The sequence below is a fragment of the Brevundimonas pondensis genome (genome assembly GCF_017487345.1).
Taxonomy (GTDB): domain Bacteria; phylum Pseudomonadota; class Alphaproteobacteria; order Caulobacterales; family Caulobacteraceae; genus Brevundimonas; species Brevundimonas pondensis.
In genome coordinates this window covers 1,292,314-1,315,489 of record NZ_CP062006.1, presented here as the reverse complement: position 1 = coordinate 1,315,489, position 23,176 = coordinate 1,292,314, and the positions used below count along the sequence as shown (strand labels likewise).

The 23,176-nt window shown below is 65.5% G+C and carries 20 protein-coding genes; 8 read left to right on the top strand and 12 right to left on the bottom strand.

The window, feature by feature from the left end:
* Positions 1-123: 123 nt before the first annotated feature.
* The 5 genes from IFE19_RS18085 (at position 124) to IFE19_RS06620 (ending at position 8,517) form a co-directional block, all read left to right on the top strand.
* Positions 124-3,714: a peroxidase family protein gene (locus tag IFE19_RS18085; protein WP_404822165.1), complete on the top strand. Its 3,591-nt coding sequence runs from the start codon at positions 124-126 to the stop codon at positions 3,712-3,714.
* 68 nt (positions 3,715-3,782) lie between these two features.
* The gene (locus tag IFE19_RS06635) at positions 3,783-5,531 is read left to right on the top strand and encodes a type I secretion system permease/ATPase (protein WP_207826644.1); all 1,749 of its coding nucleotides are present in this window, start codon (positions 3,783-3,785) and stop codon (positions 5,529-5,531) included.
* A 1-nt stretch (position 5,532) separates the two neighbouring features.
* Positions 5,533-6,879, top strand: a complete 1,347-nt coding sequence (locus tag IFE19_RS06630; RefSeq protein ID WP_207826643.1) for an HlyD family type I secretion periplasmic adaptor subunit — start codon at positions 5,533-5,535, stop codon at positions 6,877-6,879.
* A gap of 216 nt (positions 6,880-7,095) precedes the next feature.
* On the top strand, positions 7,096-7,767 hold the full coding sequence (locus IFE19_RS06625) for a LuxR C-terminal-related transcriptional regulator (protein ID WP_207826642.1): 672 nt from the start codon (positions 7,096-7,098) through the stop codon (positions 7,765-7,767).
* A gap of 528 nt (positions 7,768-8,295) precedes the next feature.
* A complete protein-coding gene (locus IFE19_RS06620; RefSeq protein WP_207826640.1) occupies positions 8,296-8,517 on the top strand; it encodes a hypothetical protein in 222 nt (73 codons plus the stop codon).
* 44 nt (positions 8,518-8,561) lie between these two features.
* Here IFE19_RS06620 and IFE19_RS06615 read toward each other — a convergent pair whose 3' ends face one another.
* Complete coding sequence (locus IFE19_RS06615) at positions 8,562-10,121, bottom strand: plasmid partitioning protein RepB C-terminal domain-containing protein (protein WP_207826638.1); 1,560 nt, start codon at positions 10,119-10,121, stop codon at positions 8,562-8,564.
* Positions 10,122-10,334: 213 nt separating this feature from the next.
* On the opposite strand from IFE19_RS06615, the gene IFE19_RS06610 reads away from it, so the two are divergent.
* Positions 10,335-10,625 carry a helix-turn-helix transcriptional regulator gene (locus IFE19_RS06610; protein ID WP_207826637.1) on the top strand — a complete coding sequence of 97 codons (291 nt, stop codon included), beginning with the start codon at positions 10,335-10,337 and terminating at the stop codon, positions 10,623-10,625.
* Here IFE19_RS06610 and IFE19_RS06605 read toward each other — a convergent pair.
* The 6 genes from IFE19_RS06605 to guaB form a co-directional block, all read right to left on the bottom strand.
* Entirely contained in the window at positions 10,582-11,835 is a 1,254-nt protein-coding gene (locus IFE19_RS06605; protein WP_207826635.1) for a tyrosine-type recombinase/integrase, read from the bottom strand. The genes IFE19_RS06610 and IFE19_RS06605 overlap by 44 nt on opposite strands.
* A gap of 291 nt (positions 11,836-12,126) precedes the next feature.
* Positions 12,127-13,689, bottom strand: coding sequence for a glutamine-hydrolyzing GMP synthase (gene guaA / locus IFE19_RS06600; RefSeq protein WP_207826633.1), 1,563 nt, complete (start codon positions 13,687-13,689; stop codon positions 12,127-12,129).
* Entirely contained in the window at positions 13,686-14,420 is a 735-nt protein-coding gene (locus IFE19_RS06595; protein WP_207826631.1) for a 5'-methylthioadenosine/S-adenosylhomocysteine nucleosidase, read from the bottom strand. Before IFE19_RS06595 ends, guaA begins: the two co-directional genes overlap by 4 nt.
* Positions 14,417-15,844: an RsmB/NOP family class I SAM-dependent RNA methyltransferase gene (locus tag IFE19_RS06590; RefSeq protein WP_207826629.1), complete on the bottom strand. Its 1,428-nt coding sequence runs from the start codon at positions 15,842-15,844 to the stop codon at positions 14,417-14,419. The genes IFE19_RS06595 and IFE19_RS06590 overlap by 4 nt, the downstream gene beginning before the upstream one ends.
* 12 nt (positions 15,845-15,856) lie before the next feature.
* Positions 15,857-16,249: an MAPEG family protein gene (locus IFE19_RS06585; protein WP_207826627.1), complete on the bottom strand. Its 393-nt coding sequence runs from the start codon at positions 16,247-16,249 to the stop codon at positions 15,857-15,859.
* 65 nt (positions 16,250-16,314) lie between these two features.
* Entirely contained in the window at positions 16,315-17,772 is a 1,458-nt protein-coding gene (guaB, locus tag IFE19_RS06580; RefSeq protein WP_207826625.1) for an IMP dehydrogenase, read from the bottom strand.
* Positions 17,773-17,900: 128 nt separating this feature from the next.
* Between guaB and IFE19_RS06575 the strand changes: the two genes are divergently transcribed.
* Positions 17,901-18,458, top strand: coding sequence for a DUF2061 domain-containing protein (locus IFE19_RS06575; RefSeq protein WP_207826623.1), 558 nt, complete (start codon positions 17,901-17,903; stop codon positions 18,456-18,458).
* A 24-nt stretch (positions 18,459-18,482) separates the two neighbouring features.
* Here IFE19_RS06575 and IFE19_RS06570 read toward each other — a convergent pair whose 3' ends face one another.
* On the bottom strand, positions 18,483-19,508 hold the full coding sequence (locus IFE19_RS06570) for a hypothetical protein (protein WP_207826622.1): 1,026 nt from the start codon (positions 19,506-19,508) through the stop codon (positions 18,483-18,485).
* Between the two features lie 69 nt (positions 19,509-19,577).
* A complete protein-coding gene (locus tag IFE19_RS06565) occupies positions 19,578-20,300 on the bottom strand; it encodes an RlmE family RNA methyltransferase (protein ID WP_207826620.1) in 723 nt (240 codons plus the stop codon).
* 79 nt (positions 20,301-20,379) lie between these two features.
* Between IFE19_RS06565 and IFE19_RS06560 the strand changes: the two genes are divergently transcribed.
* Positions 20,380-20,844, top strand: coding sequence for a peptidylprolyl isomerase (locus IFE19_RS06560; protein WP_087140057.1), 465 nt, complete (start codon positions 20,380-20,382; stop codon positions 20,842-20,844).
* Between the two features lie 24 nt (positions 20,845-20,868).
* On the opposite strand, the gene IFE19_RS06555 is transcribed toward IFE19_RS06560, so the two are convergent.
* The 3 genes from IFE19_RS06555 to IFE19_RS06545 all read right to left on the bottom strand — a co-directional run bounded on the left by IFE19_RS06555 (position 20,869) and on the right by IFE19_RS06545 (position 23,106).
* The gene (locus IFE19_RS06555; protein ID WP_225910434.1) at positions 20,869-21,420 is read right to left on the bottom strand and encodes a hypothetical protein; all 552 of its coding nucleotides are present in this window, start codon (positions 21,418-21,420) and stop codon (positions 20,869-20,871) included.
* Between the two features lie 11 nt (positions 21,421-21,431).
* The gene (locus tag IFE19_RS06550; RefSeq protein WP_207826618.1) at positions 21,432-22,055 is read right to left on the bottom strand and encodes a methyltransferase family protein; all 624 of its coding nucleotides are present in this window, start codon (positions 22,053-22,055) and stop codon (positions 21,432-21,434) included.
* Positions 22,056-22,146: 91 nt separating this feature from the next.
* Positions 22,147-23,106: a M28 family peptidase gene (locus tag IFE19_RS06545; protein WP_207826616.1), complete on the bottom strand. Its 960-nt coding sequence runs from the start codon at positions 23,104-23,106 to the stop codon at positions 22,147-22,149.
* Positions 23,107-23,176 lie beyond the last annotated feature (70 nt).

Sequence of the window (23,176 nt, the reverse complement as noted above, 5' to 3'; positions counted from 1 at the left end):
TTCAACGACAATGCCGGAAATCCCGAGCAGGTCGTTTCGGCCCCAACCACGCCCGTGGGCCTGCTCTACAACGGCACCGGCGGCGCCAATAATGTCAGCGGCACCCTGTTGGGCGCCGACATCATGAACGGTCTGGGCGGCAATGACACGCTCAACGGCCTGGGCGGCGACGACCTGCTGAACGGCGGCGCTGGCAATGACACGCTCAACGGCGGAAACGGCGCCGACATCCTGAACGGCGAGGCCGGGACCGATACTCTCAACGGTGATGCCGGAGACGACACGCTCTCGGGCGGCACGGGCAATGACACGCTCAACGGCGGCGCCGGCGACGACACCATCATCTGGAACGTGGGCGATGGCCGCGACACCATCAACGGCGGGCTCGAAGGCCCCGGCGGCGACACTGTCGTGATCAACGGCGACGCCTCGGCCGAGACCTATCACGTCTGGACCCGCGCGGCCTGGGCCAGCTTCAGCCTGGCCAACGGCCTGGCCTCATTGGGCCTGGCGCCCGGGGTCGAGATCATCGTCACCCGCAACGGCACCAACTTCGCCTCGATCATCACCCAGATGTCCGAAATCGAGGAGATCGTGATCGCCGGCGGCGGCGGCGGGGACACCTTCGTCACTCACGGCGACTTCGCCCCGACCTCTCTGTCGACCAGCACCATCACGCTGAACGGGTCGGCCGGAAATGATGTCGTCGATATTTCGGGCCTGCAGTCCTCGCACCGGATCGTCTTCCGCTCACTGGGCGGAGACGACACCATCATCGGAACCTTGCGATCCCAGGACGTGCTTGAGCTGCCCGACGGCGTCAGCCTGCAGGACTGCACCCGGACCAGAAACGCCAACGGCAGCACCACCCTGTCGACCGGCGAACACAGCATCACCTACTTCGGCAACCCCAGCCTGGGCGGTGACAACCCACCGCCGCCCCTGTCCAACGGCGCCTTCGATCTGCCTCTGGACGGTGAGGACATCCGCGATCTGCTGCAGATGGTCCGTGACGGCCTGACCCGCGACGCCTCCGGTCTGGGCAACAACCAGGCGGATCCGACCCAGGCCAACGCTGGCCAGCCCTTCATCCGCCTGACCGACGCCTACTACACCGACGGCGCATCCGGCGTCCGTCAAACAACCCTGACCCCGCGCCAGATCTCTGACCTGATCTCCAATCAGGACAACAACGGCGACGGCGTCGAGGAAAGCACGCCCAACGCCTTTGGGGGGACGGCCCTTCTGACCGCCTTCGGCCAGTATTTCGACCACGGCCTGGACTTCCTCAGCAAGGGCGCGCCCGGCTCCATGCCGATCGGCTCGCCTTCCTTCCCGATCACGGCGCCACGCGGCAACATCATGCCCGGCACCGGTATCGACCCGGACGGCATCCCGAACAACGGCGATGAAATCGCCGCCCGGTATATCAACGACACCTCGCCCTACGTCGATCAGAACCAGGCCTACGGCTCGCACGAGGCCATCACCGACCTGCTCAGAAAATGGGAAATCGGACCCGACGGCCAACCCAGACAGACCGCCCACCTGCTGAGCGGCGGCCTGGACAGCACCGGTCGCCCCACCCTGCCGACACTGGACGACATCCGCGCCAACTACCGGATCATGACCGGCGGTCAGGAGCTGACAGCAGAGGACATCGCCAACTACGACGGCACCGGCCAGCCGCTGCTGATCGACTTCGTACCCGTCTACAAGACCGATCCCGGCACAGGTCAGCCGATCCTCGATCTGGACGCTATCGGTCACTACTACGTGGTCGGGGACGGGCGCGGCAATGAGAACCTGATGCTGACCTCGATCCATACGATCTGGGAACGCAACCATAACCACTGGGTCGACAGGCTGAAGGAGTCGACCAACGGCGCCTGGACCGAAGAGGAGTATTTCCAGGCCGCGCGCATCATGAACATCGCGGAATATCAGCGGGTCGTCTTCACCGAGTTCGCCCAGGCGATGGGCGGCGGCCTCGGCGACGACGAAGAGCATGGCTTCGAAGGCTATGATCCAACGGTCGACGCCTCCATCTCGCTGGAGTTCGCCCAGGCCGCCTTCCGTTTCGGCCACTCCATGCTGAACGAGACGGTCAGCTATGTGGATGCGAACGGCGCGCTGCAGCAGATGTCGCTGGTCAACGCCTTCCTGAGCCCACAGACCCTGGCGTCGCTAGGTGTGGACGCCATCCTGGCGGGAGCCGCCGCCACCCCGCATCAGGCCATAGACGTGGACGTGGTCAACGCCCTGCGCAATCAGCTGGTGGGTCGACCGCTCGACCTGGCCGCGCTCAACATCTTCCGCGGTCGCGACGTGGGCATCGCCCCCTTCAACACCGTGCGCGCGGATCTCTTTGAACAGACCGGCGACGCCCGGCTGCGCCCCTATTCGGGATGGGACGATTTCCAGGCCCGCAACCAGTTGAGCAATGCCTTCATCACCCAGTTGAAGGCCGCCTATCCAGAAGGCTTTGAAACGATGGACCTGTGGGTCGGCGGTCTGGCGGAGCGACCCATGCACGGTCAACTCGGCTCGACCTTCGGCTACATCTTCCTGGACCAGCTCAACCGGCTGCAGCATGGCGACAGGCTCTACTACCTCGAGATCTTCGACGACTCGATCTTCCAGGGCAACGCCCTCACCTTCTCCGAAATCATCATGCGGAACACCGGCCTGACCGATCTTCCGGAGTTCGTTTTCCAACCCGACGCGCCGCCTCAGGACGATGATGATGACGTTCCTGACGACGATGATGACGACGACGATATTCCTGGCGATGACGACGATGACGACGTCATCGATGATGATGATGATGACGATGACCACGTCCCCGACGACGATGATGACGACGACGACGACAGCGTGATCGTGCCTCCGCCCGCCGGCGTGGCTGGTCAGGTCATGACAGGAACCTCAGCCAATGATCAGATGACTGGGGGATCGGGCGACGACCAGTTGTCAGGCGGCTCCGGCGACGACGTATTGCACGGCGGATCCGGTGACGACCGACTGCTCGGCGGGTCGGGTGACGATCAGTTGTCAGGCGGGTCTGGCGACGACGCTCTCGAAGGCGGTTCGGGTGATGACCGGCTGTCGGGCGGGTCCGGCGACGACATGCTCAACGGCGGGTCCGGCGACGACGTCCTTGACGGCGGATCGGGCGACGACATTCTGACCGGCGGGTCCGGCGACGATATCTTCGTGTTCGGCGGCGGCGATCATGTCACCGACTTCGTCATGGGGCAGGACCGCCTTGACCTCAGCGCCATGGGTGTGACGGCGGCGAACTTCGCCTCCCAGGTCTCGATCACATCCACGGCGGCGGGCGCAGCCATCGCGATCGGCGCACAGACCCTGATCCTGGAAGGCGTCTCCGGAGCCAACCTGTCTTCCGGCGCCTTCATCCTGAACGGCCCCATCGCACCCATTGCCCCCGCCACGCCCGACGCGTCTCTGCCCACGGGCGAAACAGCAACTCCCGTGGCCCTGAATCCGACAGGCCAGGCAAACGGGGACTTCCTTCTCGCTCCCGGATTGGCGCTGGCTCGAATGCTCGACTGTGATCCCGCCGATCTCAACGAGCACCTGGCTCGCCCCCTCACGTCCAGGCATTTCCACTCCGACTCGACCTTGATGCTGATGAACGGCGTTCTGGATCCAATCCAGGACCCGGATGACGACGGCTACCTCATCAGCTGACCGCCCAAGGCCTGCGCGGTTTCCACCGCGCAGGCCGCCTGTGCTTCGGGGACCAAGGAGAGACCACCATGAAAATCCCGCTGGGCGGCATGCCGAAACCCTTCGAGGTCGCACTCAAGGCCTGCCGGCGCTACTTCTGGCTGGCCGCCTTCTTCAGCGCCATGGTGAACCTGCTGTTCCTGGCGCCGACCATCTACATGATGCAGGTCTATGATCGTGTGGTGCCGACCGGGGGCGTGCTGACCCTGTTGTGGCTGACCGTCATCGTCGGCGTCGCCCTGGCGACCCTGGCGGCGCTGGACGCCATGCGGGTGCGGATCATGACCCGCGCATCGCTTCGCCTTAACCGGATCCTGGCCGGCCAGATACTGAACCGCTTGATGATGCGCCCCCGCGTCGCACCGGGCGAGCCGTCCACCGCTCAGGCCATGCGCGAATTCGACACGCTTCGCACCACCCTGGCCGGACCCGCGGCCATCGCCCTGATGGATGTGCCGTGGACGCCGCTCTATCTGGTTGTGGCCTTCATGATCCACCCCGCGCTCGGCGGCCTCATCATAGGAGGCGGAGCCGTGCTCATCGCCCTGGCCCTGGCCAATGAAAGCAGCAGTCGCCGCCATGCTGCGCAAAATCACAGGGCCGCCACCCTGGCCCAGGCCGGGCATGACGACGCCGTCGGCATGGCCGAGGTGGCTCGCGCGCTGGGCATGCGCCAGGCTATGGTCACTCGCCAATTGGCCGCGCGGTCTGAAGCGCTCGCCGGCGGCGTCGAAATTCAGTTGCGCGGCAGCCGCTACAACGCCCTGGTCAAGTTTACACGAATGGCGCTGCAGTCCCCGGCCCTCGGCCTGGCGGCCTGGCTGGCCATACGCGGCGAGATTTCGATCGGCGCCATCATCGCCGGCTCGGTCCTCCTCAGCCGCGCGCTTCAGCCCATAGAGCAGACGGTCGGGGCGTGGCCGTCCATCGTCCAGGCGCGTCAGGCGGTCAGCACGCTTCGCAATCTGCTGGGTGAGAACGACGCTTTGGACCGTCCGCCCATGCTGCTGCCGCCGCCGGAAGGCTATGTCGAACTGACGAATGTCAGTATCCGCAATCCCGAGGGAACGGCTTACCTGCTCCGCGCAGTGTCTATCTGGCTTATCCCCGGTGACATTCTGGGGCTGATCGGCGTGTCAGGGGCTGGCAAGTCCACCCTGGCGCGAGTTGTCGCCGGAGCCTTGGCGCCGGACGGCGGCAATGTCCGCATCGACGAAGCAAACTACACCGACTGGGACCCGGAAGAACTGGCGCGCCATATCGGTTACGTTCCCCAGGACAGCGGTCTGTTCGCAGGGACGATCAGTGAGAACATCTGCCGCTTCGCCGCCGATCGCGGCGATCCCCAGGACGACATAGATCGCAAGGTTATCGACGCCGCGACCAAGGCGGGCGTGCATCAAATGATCCTGCACATGCCCGGCGGCTACAATGCACCGGTCGGTCCGGGCGGCCAGGGACTGTCCGGGGGTCAAGCCCAGCGTATCGCCTTGGCTCGCGCCCTGTACGACGACCCCAGGGTGCTGATCCTGGACGAGCCCAGTTCTGCGCTGGACGCCGAGGGCGAACAGGCTCTGGTCAGCGCCATGGACGCGGCCAAGGCGCGAGGCGCAGCCGTCCTGATCGTGGCGCATCGTGCATCCGTCCTGCGCAACGTCGATCGTCTGGCAGTGCTCAGCAACGGCATGATCGAGCGCCAGGGCCCTCAATCCGAAGTCCGCGCCGCGCTCGCGACGGTCACCGCCGCGGCCAACGTCGTCAACATGAAGGCTCGCTGACATGACCGCCGTCAATCAGACAAAGGCCGATACGGCTCTGGAGACCCTGGACGCGCCTCACCGAGAGGCGCGGATCGGCCTTTTCATCGCCGGCGCCTTCTTCCTGGGCTTCCTGGGGTGGGCCGCCTTCGTACCCCTGGATTCAGGCGCCATGGCCGATGGCGTGGTCGCAGTGTCCGGCAATCGTCAGGCCGTGCAGCACAGTGACGGCGGGGTCGTTACCGGCCTTTATGTCACGGAGGGGCAAACCGTCCGCACCGGTCAGCCCCTGCTGCGCGTCGCGACGCCTGAACTGATCGCATCCGAACGCGCCATGACCAGCGAAGTCATCTCGCTTCTGGCGCGACAGGCGCGTCTCAACGCAGAACAGGACGGGCGCGTCGCCATGACGCCGCCGCCGGAATTCGCCGCCCTGCCTCCTGGAGACGCGGCCCTGGCTGAAGAGGCCTTGGCTGGCCAGCAACAGTTGCTGACTGCACGGCGGGCTTCAATCCAGACCGAGCGCGCGGTCCTGTCGCAGCGCATAAGGCAACAATCGGAACAGATTGGCGGCCTGTCGCATCAGATGACCTCCAATCGTGAGCAGCAAAGGTTGCTGAGCGACGAGCTGACCGGCATGCGACGGCTGCTGCCCGAGGGCTTCGTCGCTGTGAACCGTATTCGCGCCATGGAGCGCAGCGCTGCGGAACTGGACGGGCAGTACGGCGCCCTGCGCGCCGATTCCGCACGCACCTCCGAAGCCATAGGCGAAACCCGTCTGCAGATGGTCTCTCTGGATCGCGCGCGACTGGAGGAAATCGCTGCCGAACTCGGTGTCATCCAGCAACGCCTGGACGAAACACAGCCCAAAATTTCCGCCCTTCGCGAACAAATCAGCCGTTCCGTCATACGCGCCCCATCCAGCGGCAGGGTGGTGGGTCTGACCACCTTCACCGTCGGCGGCGTGGTGGGGGCCGGTTCAGTTATCATGGAGATCGTGCCCCAGGACCGCGCACTGGTCGTAGAGGCCCGCGCCGCGCCGTCCGATGCCGACGATCTGAAACCCGGAATGAAGACCCAGGTCCGTTTCTCCGCGCTCCAGGAACGAAACCTGCCTATTCTCGAGGGATCCATCAGCCGTGTCTCCGCTGACAGCTTCGAAGACCCGCGCACCGGCGCCCGCTACTTCGAAATCGAGGTCGTCGTCCCGCCGACTGAACTGGAAAAGATCAAACAGGTGCGCGGTGACACAGGTCTGCGCGCAGGACTGCCCGCCGAAGTCCTGGTCCCCCTACGGTCACGCAGCGCCCTGACCTATCTTCTGGAGCCCTTGACTCAAACGCTCTGGAGGTCGGGCCGCGAGCACTAAAAGCCCAAACACCTGAAAGGCGAAAAAACAATCATTACCGCATCATTTGATACAACATAATAAAATGAATGTTTTCGCCGATCATTATCAAGCAGCAAACATATAACGAAAACAAAGACAGAAGCATAACGCTGCGATTTAATGATTGCGAATACTGATATATGTGGCAGCATTTTGTCAGCAAAACGGAACCGCATTCGAGTGATGGGCTGAGGGATGGAAACGATTATGGTGGCGGACGCCCAGCCCCTTTACCGCGCCGGGCTGGTCGCCACATTGCACAACCACCTGGCGGCTGCCGACATCCGTGAGGAGGCAGACTATGCGGGCGTCCTCCGCGGCCTGTTGGCCGCGCCGGACACCAGGATGCTCTCTGTGGACCTTGACCTGCCGGGCATGAACGCCCTGGACGGCGTGCGCCATCTTCGTCGCCATCAACCGGACCTCAAGGTGGTGGTGGTGGCCTGGCCCCAGGCCCGACGCTCAATCCTGAACGCCCTGGCCGCAGGCGCCCATGGTTATGTTCCCAAGCAGTTCGCCGCCGCCGAGATGGCTGCCGGCTTCCGCTCGGTCCTCGCTGGTCAAATCTATGTTCCGCCGATGGTCTGTGACCTTCCGTCAGACGCTCGTCCCGACGACATGTCGCCCGGTCACGCTGAGCTCCTGACCCAGCGACAACGCGAAGTCCTGTCCCTGCTGTCAGTCGGCAAGTCCAACAAGGAAATCGCTCGCAGTCTGCAGATCGCAGAAAGTACGGTGAAGGTTCACATCACCGCCGCGTTCCGATTGTTGGGCGTCCACAGCCGCATGGCGGCCGTTGCGGCGCTCCAGCGCCGGTCCATGTCAGGCGATCAGCCCGATCTGCCCGGCCTGTCCATTTCGGCCTGACCCGTTGCCGAAAACGAGAAACGCCCTCCAGATTTCTCCGAAGGGCGCGGCTCATCAGACGTTTGCAGCCCTGCTGCGGTGGATCATTCCCACTCGATTGCATAAATCGATTTATGATTTTGTATTTTCACGACTTTATTCATTACGAACCACCAAAGCCGATCCGGAGACCGACTGAATTTAAATATTCTGAAAACAATAACGAAATTAGCCGATGTAAAAAACGCGTGATGCAGTCACCTTTCGGTACATATTGACAACAGCGCATTTCCAATGCGCCAGCGGCATCAGCATGAGTCACCATAAATCTCAGAATATCATGCGACGCGTTACTTCAAAGAACATTCCCCACCCTTGACAACAACAACTGCGGCCCACGGGTACGGCGCGGGACGTGCGATCCAGCTTCTGTCGCTCACTGCAAGCCGAACCGGACCTCAAGGCCGTCCCATCCCCAGGCTCTTCGCATCTGTTGAGAACCGGTCGGCGCGCATCGACAGGGCTAGCGAACCACCTTCTACCCGCCGGATGAAACGACTGACGCCGATCGAACACGCCAGGGCCAAGGGCAAGACCGTCACCATGAGCATGCCGGATCGCGGGCCGGAAGCACGAGCCCGGATCTTGGCCTGGCTGCAGAAACGGCCCGGCGACGGCTGGTTCTTCGCCAACGGCGACAACTACTCGTTCGAGACGGCGGCGGATGCTGCAGCATTCAAACAATGGTTGATGGGTGCGATCATCGCCTGACTAGGAAAGAATGGGCAGCCCCCGGACACGGAGGACCGGCGAATTCACTGCCCTTCCCGGTCAGGCTCACCTCCCGGCAGCGCCTCGCCCCCGGCGGCCTCATCGAGTGAGGAGGCTGCGATGATGGCCCGGAATTCGTCCACCAGTTCTGGATGGCGATTCGTCAGGTGTCGCTCGATCGCCGGGTTGGACAACAGGCGGTTCAGGTAGCCGCTCGCAACCACCAGGTGGAGTACGTCGTCGCCGTAGGACGCCTCGATCGCCCGGAAGTCACTGGTAAGCGAAGCCATCTCCCGCTCCATGCGCGCCATCTGTTCCGGCGTCATGCCGCCGATGCGCTTCGGCTTGTCCTGGCGCAGGAGGTCGCCCTGCCTGGTGGCGGCCAGGAGGGCCTTGGCGTAGGCCGAGGTGAAATTGTTGGCCGACAACATCAGCTCCGCAGCCTCGACCTGGCGCATCGGCCGCATCTTGCGCAGCACGTCAAAGGTGACCGGATTGACGTTGCGGGTCTTCAGCAGGTCCACGACCTCAGGGGCCACCCCGTCGAGCAGGCTACGGCGTCGCTGGATCGCCTTGACGTCGACGTCGAGCGCCCGTGCCAGCTTCTGCTCTGGCACGCCGCGCTCAGGGGTTCGATCAGGTCCGGCCGCAAGGATCAGCGTGAAGCCGCCCCCGGGCGGGAACTCAACCGCCGTGTCCTGGATGGCGTAGCTGGCCTGCTCGTAAGAACCCGTCAGCTTCAGCACATGGGTCGCCAGGACGTCCCTCACATTGTGCGGCCCGTGGGGAAGCAGGCCCGGGATCGCCCCCCTCCCCGTGTAGGGGTTGTAGATCCCGTACCGCTGGATCACCTGGCGCCAGGCGCTGTAAAAGGTGTGCTGGTTGTAGGCGGCGTCGCGGCTCGAGGTCTTCACGGTCTTGACGAAGAAGGTGCCTGGATCGCGCGAGCCGTTCAACAAGGCCGGCCGATGGCGTCCGACATAGGCGTCGATCCAGCGATACAATCCGCCGAGGTCCGGCAACAGAAGCCGGAACGGGCGTTTGGAGAAGTAGGCCGAACCGGAGTTCTTGAAGGCCACGCAGGGAATGAAGACCTCCCAGCCGCCTTCCCTTTCGCTCCAACGCAGTTCGCCGCACCGCCGGACCTCCAGTTCCCTCTCGGGCGTCGGCGGGCTCCCCCGCGGACGCAGTTGGAGTTGCCGCAGGTTCTTCTGCCGTACGCCGAGGTGCAGACCCAGCCTCAGCATTAGGAAGGACCGGACCGCTTCTGCGGCGGCCCGGGGATAGCGCCTCTCTTCGGGCATGCGGCGCAGGATTTCTTCCGTGATCTTGCGATACTCGCCGACAGGGCTCGCCGCTTCGAGAATGGGCAGGATGGGTTCAAAGGGATCCCGATGGACCCTGGCGACCCGCTCGATCTCCTTGGACCTGGCCAGGGCATGACGATGCACCTGCTCGCAGGCGCCGTCCCAATCCCCACAAATTCGATCGATCTCCTCCTGCGCGACAAGGCCGGGAATGGGTCGGAGCCGATCCGCCACCCACGGGCTTTGCCTGAGCCACCCCGTCTGGCTGCGCGAGAAGGCAGCGCCCAGCAGGAGCATCTCGCTCTCCCTCCTAAGCCCGGTCGCCGCTGACGCAAAGCTTCGACCAGATCGCCGGAGCTGTGATCGTACGCAGCCCCAACAGGGCAGTCCCACGCCCTTCGCAGCACTGCGCGCATGTGTCGACCCGCAGCCTGGCGGGCGCAAAGCTGACGGCTGGCCGCTCCTTCAGCTTTCGCCTTCGATTCCCGAAGGCTTTTAAGGAGAGCGACGATGAACCGGTCCGACCCTCCGCTGACGCGGTCAATCAGAAAGGCGCAGCTGCTTCAGATGGTCCCCCTGGCGGACAGTACCATCTGGGAGATGGAACAGCGGGGCGAGTTTCCGAAACGCTTCCTCCTGACCCCGCGATGCGTCGTCTGGGATCTGGCGGAGGTCGAAGCCTGGCTGGCGTCGCGCCGACGTCGACCGATCCGCCCGGCGACGCCGCCGGACGTCCGCAAGCGCATCTCCCGCCCCGTCAGGGACGCGGATCGAAACGGGGTCCTTCCGTTTCAGGGATAGAGAGCGCGGGGGTCCATGACCGGCCCGCTTCCCAGGCGTCGACGGCGTTCGACCATTCCTGCGCCATGTGGCGCCGCTGCGCCTCGAACTCCGCCTTGTTGTAGACGCCCCGCGATGACCGCTCCTCATGAGCGAGACACTTCTCGATCCAGTCCGAGTTGAAGCCCATCTCGTGCAGCAGGGTCGAGGCCGTCCTGCGCAGGTCGTGGACCGTGAAGGGCTCCAGCGGCAGGTTCTGGTCGCGGGCGCGCTCAGCGATGGCCATGGTCACCCGGTTGAAGGTGGCCCGCGACATAGGCGCGTCGGCGTCGTAGCGCGACGGCAGGATGTAGCGGGAGTTACCGGAACAGGTCTTCAGGGCCACCAGGATGTCGAGCATCTGGCTGGACAGATAGACGTTGTGCGGCCGCGACCGCTTCATCCGTTCCTTCGGGATGGACCAGACCGCGTTCTCGAAATCCACCTCGTCCCAGGTCCCGTCCTGCAACTCGCTCTTGCGGACCATGCTCAGCAGGATGAACTTCAGGCCCAGGCGGATTGTCGGCAGTGTGGCCACCTCCCCCAGCAACCCGAGCATGATCCGGATCTCGGACGGCGACAGCGACCTGTCGCGGGGACGGAAACGCGCGATCGCAGCCGGCGCCACGCCGTCGGCCGGATTGTCGATTTTCTCGCCGTGAAGAATGGCCCAGGCATAGATCTGTTTGACGATGTCCCGGACATGGATGGCTGTCGCCGGAGCGCCCCGCTCCACGATGGACTTGCAGTGGGCCCGCAGGTCGTCCGGCGTGATCTCGGTCAGCAGCCGGTTGCGCCATTGCGGCAGGACCTCCCGGTTGAAGATGGACCGCCGCATGTTGCGCGTGCTGTCCGCCATGGGCGCCTCGTCCATCCACTTCTGCGCCACATGGGCGAAGTCGCGGGCTTCCCGGAGCCGCCTCTTGGCGCGCTGCTTTTCCAGAGCCGGCGACACGCCTTCCGCGATCATCCGCTTGGCGTCGATGAGCTTCTCCCGTGCCTTGGCGAGCGACAGGCCGGTCAGGCCGTAGGACCCGAAAGTGACCGTCTCGCGCCGCCCGTTGAAGCGGTAGTCGTACTTGAACGCGATGCCTCCTGACGGTGTTACGAGCACGTAAAGACCGTCTCTGTCGGTCTTTTTATATGCCTTTGATTTTCCTCGCGTATTCCTCAGTTCTGCGTCGGTAAGCATGCCATTTCCCCTTCCAAAAGACCGTCAGGCGTTTTCGGGGGCCTCGACGGTCATTTTTCGCAAACAATTCAGCAACTTGTTTCGAAAAAAAAACCGTCAGGACGCCCTTGATGGGGTGACGGTATGAATCAGGGGCGGCTGAGGCAACGGACGTGAGACCGTCAGGAAAGCCGTCATCACAAAAAAGAGACCCTCCGAAAGGCTTCGAAGGGTCTCGTCAAAATTCACTTTTACGTCAGTGACTTATAGGCGTCTTCGGAAGCGATACCGAAAGCTTCCGAAAGGCCTGAATTATTCCCACTCGATGGTGCCGGGGGGCTTGGAGGTGACGTCGTAGACGACGCGGTTGACGCCGCGGACCTCGTTGATGATGCGCGTGGCGGTCTTGGCCAGGATGTCCCAGGGGAACTGGTAGAAGTCGGCGGTCATACCGTCGGTCGAGGTGACGGCGCGCAGGGCCAGAACCTTTTCATAGGTCCGGGCGTCGCCCATGACGCCGACCGTCTTGACCGGCAGCAGGACAGCGAAGGCCTGCCAGATGTCGTCGTAGAGGCCGGCCTTGCGGATTTCTTCCAGATAGATGGCGTCCGCGTCCTGCAGGGTCGCGACCGCTTCCGGCGTGATCTCGCCGGGGATGCGGATGGCCAGGCCCGGCCCCGGGAAGGGGTGGCGGCCGACGAAGGCGTCGGTCAGGCCCAGTTCGCGGCCCAGGGCGCGGACCTCGTCCTTGAACAGTTCGCGCAGCGGCTCGACCAGCTTCAGCTTCATGAAGTCCGGCAGGCCGCCGACGTTATGGTGGCTCTTGATCACCGCCGACGGGCCGCCCGAGGCCGAGACGCTCTCGATCACGTCGGGATAGAGGGTGCCTTGCGCCAGGAACTCGGCGCCTTCGATCTTGGCGGCCTCGCGGTCGAAGATCTCGATGAAGACGCGGCCGATGGTCTTGCGCTTGGTTTCCGGGTCCGAAATCCCGGCCAGCTCGCCGAGGAATTCCTTCGACGCATCAACGTGAACCAGCGGAATGTTATAGTGCTCGCGGAACAGTTCCGTGACCTGCTTGGCCTCGTCCTTGCGCAGCAGGCCGGTGTCCACGAAGACGCAGGTCAGCTGATCGCCGATAGCCTCGTGGATCAGGACGGCGGCGACAGAGCTGTCCACGCCGCCCGACAGGCCGCAGACCACCTTGGCCGAGCCGACCTGCTCGCGGATCTTGGCGATCTGCTCATCGCGATAGGCGGCCATGGTCCAGTCGCCGGTCAGGCCGGCGATGCCGTGGGTGAAGTTCTTCAGGATCACGGCGCCGCGGGGGGTGTGCATCACCTCCGGGTGGAACTGCACGCCGTATATCTTGCGCTCCTCATTGGCGATGGCGGCGTAGGGCGCGCCTTCCGAGGTGGCGATGACGTGGAAGCCTTCGGGGATGGCGGTGACGCGGTCGCCGTGGCTCATCCACACGGTCTCGCGGTGATCGACGGCGCCGATGCCGGCGAACAGCGGGCTCTCGCGGGTGATGACGATCTCGGCGCGGCCGAACTCGCGATGGTGGCCGCTCTCGACCTTGCCGCCCAGCTCGGCGCAAATGGTCTGCTCGCCGTAGCAGATGCCCAGCACCGGCACGCCCGCCTCGAACAGGGCGTGATCAGCCTTGGGGCTGTCGGCGTCGGTGGTGGAGTTGGGACCGCCCGACAGGATGATGGCCTTGGGCGACACCGCCTTCAGCGCCTCGCCCGCCTTGTTGAAGGGGTGGATCTCGCAATAGACGCCGGCTTCGCGCAGGCGACGCGCGATCAGCTGGGTCACCTGACTGCCGAAATCGACGATGAGAACGGCTTCATGCGTATGGGGCGCGGTCATGAGGGCTCAGAATCCGAAGCGGGCGTTGATGGGGCGGGTTCTTGACGGGTGAAGACGTCGGGATCAAGTCGCGAAGCCGGGACATCGGCCAATGCGGCCAGGCCCTGCGTCGTCAGCACCTCGGCCAGACGGTCCCAGGCCTCGGCCAGATTGGCGTCGACCAGATGCAGGGTGGAGGTCCAGTCCTCCAGTTTCGTCAGCTCGCTCTTGCCATCGCTGACCCCGCGCAGGGCGACCAGAGGCACCCCAAAGGTCTGGGCCACGCGCAGCAGAGCGAAGGTCTCCATATCCACCATCTCGGCGTCGATGGCGTCATAAGCGGCGCCCGAGACGACATTGGCGCCGGTCGACAGGGTCGCGACCGGCACGCCGGGAATGGGGCAAGGCAGAGGCAGGACGGCGGGCAGCTCCAGCAGCGGCGTCCGGCCCTTCTCGAACCCCAGCGGACTGGCGTCCATGTCGCGATAGCTGACAGACGAGGCCTGATAGACCGCCGCATGCTCCAGATCACGCGATCCGCACGAGCCCAGCGAGACGATCAGGTCCGGCAGGGCGTCGTCTGCTTCCAGCCGCGTCAGGGCGGCGGTCAGGGCGATAGCCCCCTCAACCGGACCAATGCCGGTCATCAGGGGCGTGATCCGCGCCCGCAGGGCCGCGCCGTATTCCGCCGGCGCCGCCATGACGGGCAGGACCGTCAGGCCGTAGATGTCTTCTGAGCGCCCGTCGCTCATGCCGTCCGCTCATAGACGGCGGCGAAGAAGCCGTCGGTGCCGGTCGAGGCCGGCGACAGGCGCAGGCGATGACCCTCGGCCAGGGCGCCCAGACGCTCGCGCGCCGCGTCGGTCAGGTTCGCCGCCTTCAGGGCCTCGACCACCGGGAGCGGGCTGAAGGCGGGGTTGTTTTCCTCGAAGGCGTCGGCCGTGGCCTCGTTCTCGCCGCGCAGCATGGAACAGGTGACGAAGACCAGACGCCCGCCCGGCTTCACCAGCTCGGCGGCCCGGCCCAGGATCTGGACCTGCAGGGCGTGCAGGCGCTCGATCTCGGCGGGCTTCAGACGCCAGGCGTCCTCGGGACGACGACGCCAGGTGCCCGAACCGCTGCACGGGGCGTCGACCAGCACCACGTCGGCCTGACGCACCAGATCCTCCACGCCCCCGCCGTTCTGGCCCAGCAGGCGCAGGTCGGCGGACACCCCGGCGCGCGCCAGGCGCGGACGGATGTTGTCCAGGCGCTTCTGCACCACGTCATAGGCGAACAGGCGGATGCCGCTTTCGACAACCGGCTTGGCCTTGGGCTTGGGCTGGACCACAGCCCCCTGCCCGTCCCCGCCGACCGGCGACCAGACGGCGACCGGGGCGGCGGGCGCCTCGGCCACGGCGGCCTTGGTCGCCACCGGCTGTCCCAGCATAGCCAGGCCCAGGGTCTTGCCCCCGCCGCCGGCGCAGTAGTCGACGACGGTCATGCCGGGCTGAACGCCCGTCAGCCAGCAGGCGACCTGACTGCCTTCGTCCTGAATTTCGATATGGCCCTGCTTGAAGGCCTCCAGCGCCTGAACGTTCGGCGGCGGCTCGGCCGACAGACGCAGACCCGCGGCCGACCACGGCGTGCGCGTCGGCGACAGACCGGCCTCAGCCAGTTCCGCCTCGACACCCTCGACCGTCGTCTTGGCCAGGTTGACGCGCAGGTCGATGGGCGCGCGCGGCGCCATCAGCTCGTGGGCCTCTGCGGTCCAGCGGTCGCCGAAGGTGATCTTGAAGTCCTCGACCACGAACTCGGGCAGGCCCGCGGCGACCCAGCCCGGCAACTCGCCCGGCGCCGAGGTGATGCGGCCGCGCTCCTGCTTCGACAGCGGACGCGGGCCATAGCCGTCGCCCGAGTGCAGGGCCTCGATCTCGTCCAGCGGCAGGCCGTCGATCAGCGACAGCGAGCCGATGACCAGGGCGCGGCCGTCTTCACGCCCGCCCATGGCCCAGACCAGACGCCCACGGGCGCGGATGACCTTGTAAACGCGGTCGGCGATGGCGCGACGATCCTTCGACCCCGCATAGCGGTTGGCGGCGCCCCAGGCCTTCAGCACCACCTCGGCCGGCTGGCGGCTGTGGGCGATGCTGTCGAGGACGGAGGCGGCGGCGGCGAGGCGGGCTGCAGGGGTCAATCGGGTCTCGGATCAGATGAAAAGGGCCGTAAGGACCAGGATCAGTCCCACCAGAGAGACGATCCAGACCAGCGACCGGACAACGGGCACGCCCAGGGCGTAGAGCGGAATATAGGCGAGGCGCGCCCAGAAATAGAGGGCGGCTCCCCACAGGGTCAGGGCGCTCTCCGCGCCCGTGACATGGGCGATCAGGACAGCGCCGATGAACAGCGGAAGGGTCTCATAGAGATTGGCCTTGGCCCTTTCGAGGCGACCGAGGATCAGGTTCTTCGAAACCGGCGTGTGATCGCGTGACCCTGTGCCCCAGACCAGACCGAACTCCAGTTCCCTGATCCCCGCCGGGAGCAGAACCTGCGCCAGGGCCAGGATCAACGTCGCCGCCAGATAAATCAGTTCAATCGTCACGCCCTGCCCTCCCGGCTCAAATACGAAACCGCTCCCGATCCGAAGACCGGGAGCGGATCAGGGGATCAGCCCTGACGATAGTTCGGCGCTTCGCGTGTGATCATCACGTCGTGGACATGGCTTTCGCGCAGGCCCGCATTGGTGATGCGCACGAAGCGGGCGCGTTCCTGGAAGTCCTTGATCGTGGCGCCGCCGACATAGCCCATGGAGGCGCGCAGGCCGCCGACCATCTGGTGGATGACCGGTGCGATCGGCCCCTTGTAGGCGGTCTGGCCCTCGATGCCTTCCGGCACCAGCTTCTCGGACGAGACTTCCTTCTGGAAGTAGCGGTCCGCCGAGCCCGCGCCCATGGCGCCGACCGAGCCCATGCCGCGGTACGACTTGTAGCTGCGCCCCTGGTACAGGAAGACCTCGCCGGGGCTTTCGTCGGTGCCCGCGAACATCGAGCCCATCATGGCGACGCTGGCGCCAGCCGCGATGGCCTTGGCCATGTCGCCCGAATACTTGATGCCGCCGTCGGCGATGACCGTGGCGCCCGTGCCCTTGGCGGCGCGGGCCGAATCCATGATGGCCGTCAGCTGCGGCACGCCCACGCCCGCGACGATGCGGGTGGTGCAGATCGAGCCCGGACCGATGCCGACCTTCACGGCGTCGGCGCCCGCGTCGATCAGGGCGCGGGTGGCGTCATAGGTGGCGACGTTGCCGGCGATGATCTGAAGACGGTTGTTCTCGCGCTTGATGCGCTCGACCACCTGGGCCACCGAGGCCGAATGGCCGTGGGCGGTGTCGATCACCACCACGTCGGCGCCGGCTTCCGCCAGAGCCATGGCGCGCTCGTAGCCGGCGTCGCCGACCGTCGAGGCGGCGCCGACCAGCAGGCGACCCTGCTCGTCCTTGGCGGCGTTCGGGAAGGCCTGGGCCTTCTCGATGTCCTTCATCGTGATCAGGCCGACGGCGCGATAGTCCTCGTCCACGACGATGACGCGTTCGATCTTGCGCGTGCGCAGCAGGTTCCACGCCTCCTCACGACCGGCGCCCTCGCGCACGGTGATCAGGTCGCCCGTGGTCATCAGGGCCGAGGCCTTGATCGACGGATCGCCTTCGAAACGCATGTCGCGGTTGGTCAGCATGCCGACCAGCTTGCCTGTGGCCGGATCGACCACCGGGAAGCCCGTGATCTTCTTGGCGGCGACGATCTGGCGAACCTCGCCCAGGGTCGTGTCGGGCGAGACGGTCACCGGGTTGATGACCATGCCGCTTTCATAGCGCTTGACGGCGCGGACCTGCTCGGCCTGCTCCTCGATGGTCATGTTGCGGTGAAGCACGCCCAGACCGCCGGCCTGGGCCATGGCGATCGCCAACCGGCTTTCGGTCACCGTGTCCATGGCGGACGACAGCAGCGGGATGTTCAGTTTGATGTTGCGCGTCAGCTGGGTCGAGACATCCGCCATCGCAGGCATGATCTCGGACGGGCCGGGTTCGAGCAAAACATCGTCGAAGGTAAGGCCTTCGCGTATCTCCATGGGGAGTCTCCGTTTTGCGGGCCGCGTATAACGCCCGATGGCGGGGAACCGCAACCCCAAGCCGGAGCTATGCTGGGAATAAGAGGAATTGCCTTGCGCTTCGGCGCGCCCAGACCCAAGTATTGCGAATGGTTCGCACGTTGATCAGCACCGCCCGCCGCCTCGCGCTTAAGATCGCGAGCTATGGCGTCATGCACCTGATCGTCGCGATTCTGGTGGCCTTTGCACTGACCCGCGACTGGCGCATCGCCCTGGCGGTAGGCGTGGTCGAACCCATCGTCCAGACCCTGGCCTATTCGATCCACGACCGCGTCTGGCACCGCATCGAGCAGCGCCGGATGCTGTCAGGCTTCGAGGAGACCGCCGAGGCCGTCACCGCCCGCCTGGAGCTGATGAACGCCCATGAGCAGAACCGCGCCCACAACCACCACGGCCACCATGGCCACAGCCACGCCCTGCCCCGCAGCCTGAAACAGGTGGCGCTGAAGACCGTGACCTATGGCGTCATGCACTTCACCGTGGCGGTTCTGGTGGCCTTCGCCCTGACCCGCGACTGGCGCATCGCCCTGGCCATCGGCACGGTCGAGCCCCTGGTTCAGACGGTCTTCTTCACCCTGCACGACCGCATCTGGACCCGCATCGAAGCGAACAAGGCCCGTCGGGCGGCGGAAGCGGCGGCAGCCTGATCTTCGTCGCCGCGCTGGAGCGGCTCAGGGGTAGAAGTAGCCCGTATCGGTGCAGCCCGGCCGATGGTTGGTCGCTTGCCGCGATCGGTCCACGCACATCGCGGTCAACAGGCCCAGGCCGGCGGCCGCCCCGCCATCGGCCAGCCATACCACTCGCCCATCGCGCAAACCGACCAGAGCGGCGGCGTTCATACGCGCCAGATTGTTGCTGGCATCCGCCCCCATGTCGATCGACAACACCTCATAGGTCGGGTCTTCGGCATCGGCATAGCGGCGCACACCGGGGTTCTCGGCCGCGAAACGGGCGCCGCCCCCCGGGACGGCCTCCCCCAACCTCATCCGCGCGAACAGGGCCGCCCCCCGGACCTGGGCCTCGCGGCGCTGCTCGTTCAGGGCCGGCAGACGCCAGGCGAAGGGCAGCAACGCCAACCCTTGCAGCACGCCCGTCGTATCTGTTCGGGGTTCCGCAAGAATAGTCGGCGCCGTGCGACAGGCCCGCTTCACCACCGCCTCGGCGGGCGCTGCAAGATCAGGACGTCGCTCCAGAAAGCCGTCCAGATCCGACAGCGGCAGACGGCCGGGCGCAACCGACAGCCAGGGATCGCGATCCTTCAGCATCAGTCGCCTTGTGTAGCGCTCGGCGCTTTCACCTTGGGCGCGCGGTGGCTGAGAGCGCATCAGCGGATTGAGCACCTCGACCACCCTGCCGTCGCGCGCAACCACATAGATGGCGGCTGTGCGCGGATAGGCCCCGGCCCAGGCGTTCGGTCCATAGAGCTGAACGGAATCGTCGGCCCGTTCGGGCGGAACCAGCCGGGCCTCGCAGACCCCGCGATTGGGCGCTGTCGGCGTCAATGCCTGCACCGGATAGACATCGACCCGCCCACGCGGTCCGACCATGCTGATGGCCGGCGCAGGATCACGCGCCGCCCCCAGCCGCATCGCCGCACCGGCCACGCTCAAGCCGCGCAGCTCCGAAACCGGAACAGCCGACGCCTGCTCGTTCACGGCCCCGGTCAAGATCAAGGCGGCGATCATTTCAGTGATCATGTCCGGCTCCATCCCGCCACGGCGGTGCGACACCAGCTACAAGACCACGACAGACCGGAAAGGCCAATTCTACCGTTTGTTCAGCGCCACCAGAAACACCTCGGCGCTGCCCTTGCGGCTCGAATCCGGCTTCACGTATTTCACCGTCTCGAACTCTTCGCGCAGACGGGCAAGCACGCCCCCGGCGTCGCCGCCCTGGAAGTTCTTGGATACGAAATTCCCGCCCGGCTTCAGCGTGCGGATGGCGAAGTCAGCGGCGATCTCGATCAGGGCGATGATCTTCAGGTGGTCCGTCTGACGGTGGCCCACGGTGTTGTGCGCCATGTCCGACAGCACCAGGTCCGGTCGCCCGCCAATGGCGTCGATCAGTTGCTGGTCCACGCCCGGATGGGTGAAGTCGGCCTGAATCAGGGTCGCGCCGGGAATCGGTTCGATCATCAACAGGTCGACGCCCGCCACCGCCGTCGCGCCGCGATCCAGGGCCACCTGAATCCAGCCGCCCGGCGCCGCGCCCAGGTCGATGACCCGCGAGCCCTTCCTGATCAGGCGGAATCGGTCGTCGATCTCGATCAGCTTGAAGGCCGCGCGGCTGCGCCAGCCCTCGGCCCGCGCACGCTCGGACCACTTGTCCGACAGCTGGCGCTTGATCCACTGCTGGCTCGACATCGACTTCTTGTCGGCAGTCTTGATCTTCTGGCCCAGGCCGCGCCCAGCGGCGGTGCCGCCCGTGGGCGGGCGAACCATCCGGCGGCGTTCCGGCGGCTTGTCAGAGGGCTTTTCGTCGTCAGTCATGCTTCCCACATAGCCGTGACAGCGTTCAGCCGCTATGACCCGCGCACAATTCTAGTCCGCACACCCCAAGGAGAGCCCCATGGCCGACCAAACCCTGACCTTCACCCTGGACACCGGCGACGGCGAAGACCGCAACGTCGTCATCAAGCTGCGCGACGACCTGGCGCCGAACCACGTCAAGCAGATCACCGACCTGGCCAAGGAAGGCTTCTACGACGGCGTGGTCTTCCACCGCGTGATTCCGGGCTTCATGGCTCAGGGCGGCGACCCGACGGGCACCGGCACCTCGGGCTCGAAGAAGCCGAACCTGAAGCAGGAATTCTCGAAGGAGCCGCACGTCCGCGGCGTCTGCTCCATGGCCCGCACCGCCAACCCGGACAGCGCCAACTCGCAGTTCTTCATCTGCTTCGACGACGCCCGCTTCCTGGACGGCCAGTACACCGTCTGGGGCGAAGTGATCGAAGGCATGGACCACGTCGACGCCCTGCCCAAGGGCGAGCCGCCCCGCGCGCCGGGCAAGATCGTCAAGGCGACCGTCGCCTAAGGCGCCGGTATCAGCGGCGGGGGATCAGTCCCCCGCCCACCACCGCATCGATACGTTGTTAAAGGTCCGGTTTCCGACCTTGAGCGTCCCCTTCAGGACGACACCCTTGTCTCCCAGATTGCGCCGCGCCGTCGCCAGCGCGCCTTGGTCGAGCTTTCCATCGAACGAGACTGCGCCCAGCCCCCCCGACAGGGCCTGAACCCGCACCCGGCTCTCGGTCACGTCATAGGCCGCTGGAATCAGCCGCAGCCGACGCCGGTTCCCGTTTTCCAGCGGCGGCCCGACCATGTCCTCGAACTCGATCATCACCGGCGCAAAGCCCGCCGGTCGCTCGCCGTCCCGCCAGGCGATGAAGTCCGGAACCTGCCCCATGAAGACGTGGTGCAGCCGCCAGTTGTCGATCCGCACCTCTTCGGTCGGAATGTAGTAGCCGGACACGTCCTCGGGCAGATCGTGCCTGAAGGCAGAGGCCTTGGACGCCGCCGGCTCCTCCGGCCCCCTTGCCGGCCGGTCACAGGCCGCCAGCGCCATCAGGCCAGCCAGGGCCGCAACGGCGGCGAAATGCGCTCTGGTCACGAAACCTCGGCTCACGGCAGATGGATCAGGGCCGACAGCCAGCCGATGTCCTGCAACCGCTCCACCGACTCGAACAGCGGCACGGCCAAAAGGAAGACCAGACCGTCACGCAGCGTCGTCAGGAAAAAGCGCGGCCGCACGTCCAGCGATTCCGCATCCCGCCACCTCGAGAAGTCCGGCCCAAAGCGCGGCGTCCGCGCGCAATAGTCCAGATAGGTCTGACCAAACGCCCCCGTCAGCCAGGCCTCCTCTCGCTTCACTGTGGCGTAGAAGACCGCGACCGTCAGCAGCAGGAACAGGCTCGCCAGGGTCACGCTGCCCGTCTGGGCGCCCACGCCGAAGGCCCCCATGAAGCTGAAGACATAGAGCGGATTACGGCTGATCGAATAGGGCCCGCGATCCACAATCTCGGCCTTCTTGCGCCCGCCGATATAGAGCGCGCACCAGGCCCGCCCGACGATGCAGACGGCGATCAGCGCCAGGCCAAAGGCCTCCAGCCCTTCATGCAGGGCCGTCTCGCCGCCCATCGACCGCGTGAAGAAGGCCAGCGCCACCACGGCGACGATGCCGCCCAGCAGAGCCAGCTTGCGCAGTTTCTGGACCCGCTGAAGATCAAAACCCTGAACTGTCGACATCGGTATTTCCTCGACTGATGAGGGTGCGACAGAACGCCGCTCTGAAGGCGGATTCAAGGCCTATGTTTGCGAAGCCTTTGCAGCAGAGGCCCTATTGATCCAGCCAGGCGTCCAGCGCGCGGAACCCTTCAATGGCCAGCTCCGTCGAGGACTGGAAAGTGGCCGGAACCACCTTCTCGAAATCATCCGTCGGGCGGTGATAGTCCGCGTGATAGTTCACGCCGAAATAGAGGAAGGGCAGGCCCGCGCGGTGGAAGGCGGCGTGGTCCGACGCCTCGACCCAGTTGTCCGCGCCCTTGTCCTCGGGCGTGTCCTTGCCGAAGGCCAGGGACACGGTCCCACGCGGCGCGATCCGCTCCAGCACCGGGCGGAAATAGGGATGCTGATAGGTGCCAGTGACCCACAGCTTGCCGTCGCTGTCGGCCCGCGCCGTCATGTCGAAGTTGAGGTTCATCGAGATCGACGACAGCGGCACGGGCGGCGCCTCGACGAAATGCTTGGCGCCCAGCAGGCTGCGCTCCTCGCCGTCCAGGGCGACGATCAGGACGCTGTGCTCGGGCGGAGCAGCCTTCAGCCGCTTGGCCAACTCCAGCATGGTCGCCACGCCCGAAGCGTTGTCATCGGCGCCGTTGTAGATCTGGCCGTTGTTGACCCCGACGTGGTCATAGTGGGCCGTGACCACGATGTATTTGTCGGACACCCGTGTGCCGGGAATGACGCCGATGATGTTGGTCCCGTTGAAGGTCTTCGTCCCTTCGCGCGTCCGCCCCTGCATCTCCCAGGGCTGCAACCGCCCCATGGGCGACGGCTGGACGCCCAGGGCCTCCAGACGCCCGACAATGTACTCACGGGCCCTGGCCCCGCCTTCCGATCCGGTGTCGCGCCCCTGCATGTCGTCCGCCGACAGGATGCGCAGGTCATCCATCAGTTGGCTGTAGTCAGCGGTCGCCGCGACGGGCGCCGCCTCACTCGCCACAGGCGTAGTCGTCTCACAGGCGGCCAGCGTCAGGGCGGCGGCGATAGCGGTCAGGCTGGCGAAGACAGGACGCATGAAAGGCTCCGGGCAAAACGGTCGGCGGGACGCTAGCGGGCGTCGCGCCCGGCGTCAGATTACGTTTCTG

Coding starts and splice junctions, on each gene's coding strand:
- IFE19_RS06620 (WP_207826640.1), top strand. CDS start 8,296: ATGAAACGACTGACGCCGATCGAACACGCCAGGGCCAAGGGCAAGACC.
- IFE19_RS06605 (WP_207826635.1), bottom strand. CDS start 11,835: ATGCTTACCGACGCAGAACTGAGGAATACGCGAGGAAAATCAAAGGCA.
- guaB (WP_207826625.1), bottom strand. CDS start 17,772: ATGGAGATACGCGAAGGCCTTACCTTCGACGATGTTTTGCTCGAACCC.
- guaA (WP_207826633.1), bottom strand. CDS start 13,689: ATGACCGCGCCCCATACGCATGAAGCCGTTCTCATCGTCGATTTCGGC.
- IFE19_RS06550 (WP_207826618.1), bottom strand. CDS start 22,055: ATGTCGACAGTTCAGGGTTTTGATCTTCAGCGGGTCCAGAAACTGCGC.
- IFE19_RS06615 (WP_207826638.1), bottom strand. CDS start 10,121: ATGCTCCTGCTGGGCGCTGCCTTCTCGCGCAGCCAGACGGGGTGGCTC.
- IFE19_RS06595 (WP_207826631.1), bottom strand. CDS start 14,420: ATGAGCGACGGGCGCTCAGAAGACATCTACGGCCTGACGGTCCTGCCC.
- IFE19_RS06625 (WP_207826642.1), top strand. CDS start 7,096: ATGGAAACGATTATGGTGGCGGACGCCCAGCCCCTTTACCGCGCCGGG.
- IFE19_RS06630 (WP_207826643.1), top strand. CDS start 5,533: ATGACCGCCGTCAATCAGACAAAGGCCGATACGGCTCTGGAGACCCTG.
- IFE19_RS06570 (WP_207826622.1), bottom strand. CDS start 19,508: ATGATCACTGAAATGATCGCCGCCTTGATCTTGACCGGGGCCGTGAAC.
- IFE19_RS06610 (WP_207826637.1), top strand. CDS start 10,335: ATGAACCGGTCCGACCCTCCGCTGACGCGGTCAATCAGAAAGGCGCAG.
- IFE19_RS06560 (WP_087140057.1), top strand. CDS start 20,380: ATGGCCGACCAAACCCTGACCTTCACCCTGGACACCGGCGACGGCGAA.
- IFE19_RS06635 (WP_207826644.1), top strand. CDS start 3,783: ATGAAAATCCCGCTGGGCGGCATGCCGAAACCCTTCGAGGTCGCACTC.
- IFE19_RS18085 (WP_404822165.1), top strand. CDS start 124: ATGAACGGTCTGGGCGGCAATGACACGCTCAACGGCCTGGGCGGCGAC.
- IFE19_RS06565 (WP_207826620.1), bottom strand. CDS start 20,300: ATGACTGACGACGAAAAGCCCTCTGACAAGCCGCCGGAACGCCGCCGG.
- IFE19_RS06575 (WP_207826623.1), top strand. CDS start 17,901: ATGGTTCGCACGTTGATCAGCACCGCCCGCCGCCTCGCGCTTAAGATC.
- IFE19_RS06545 (WP_207826616.1), bottom strand. CDS start 23,106: ATGCGTCCTGTCTTCGCCAGCCTGACCGCTATCGCCGCCGCCCTGACG.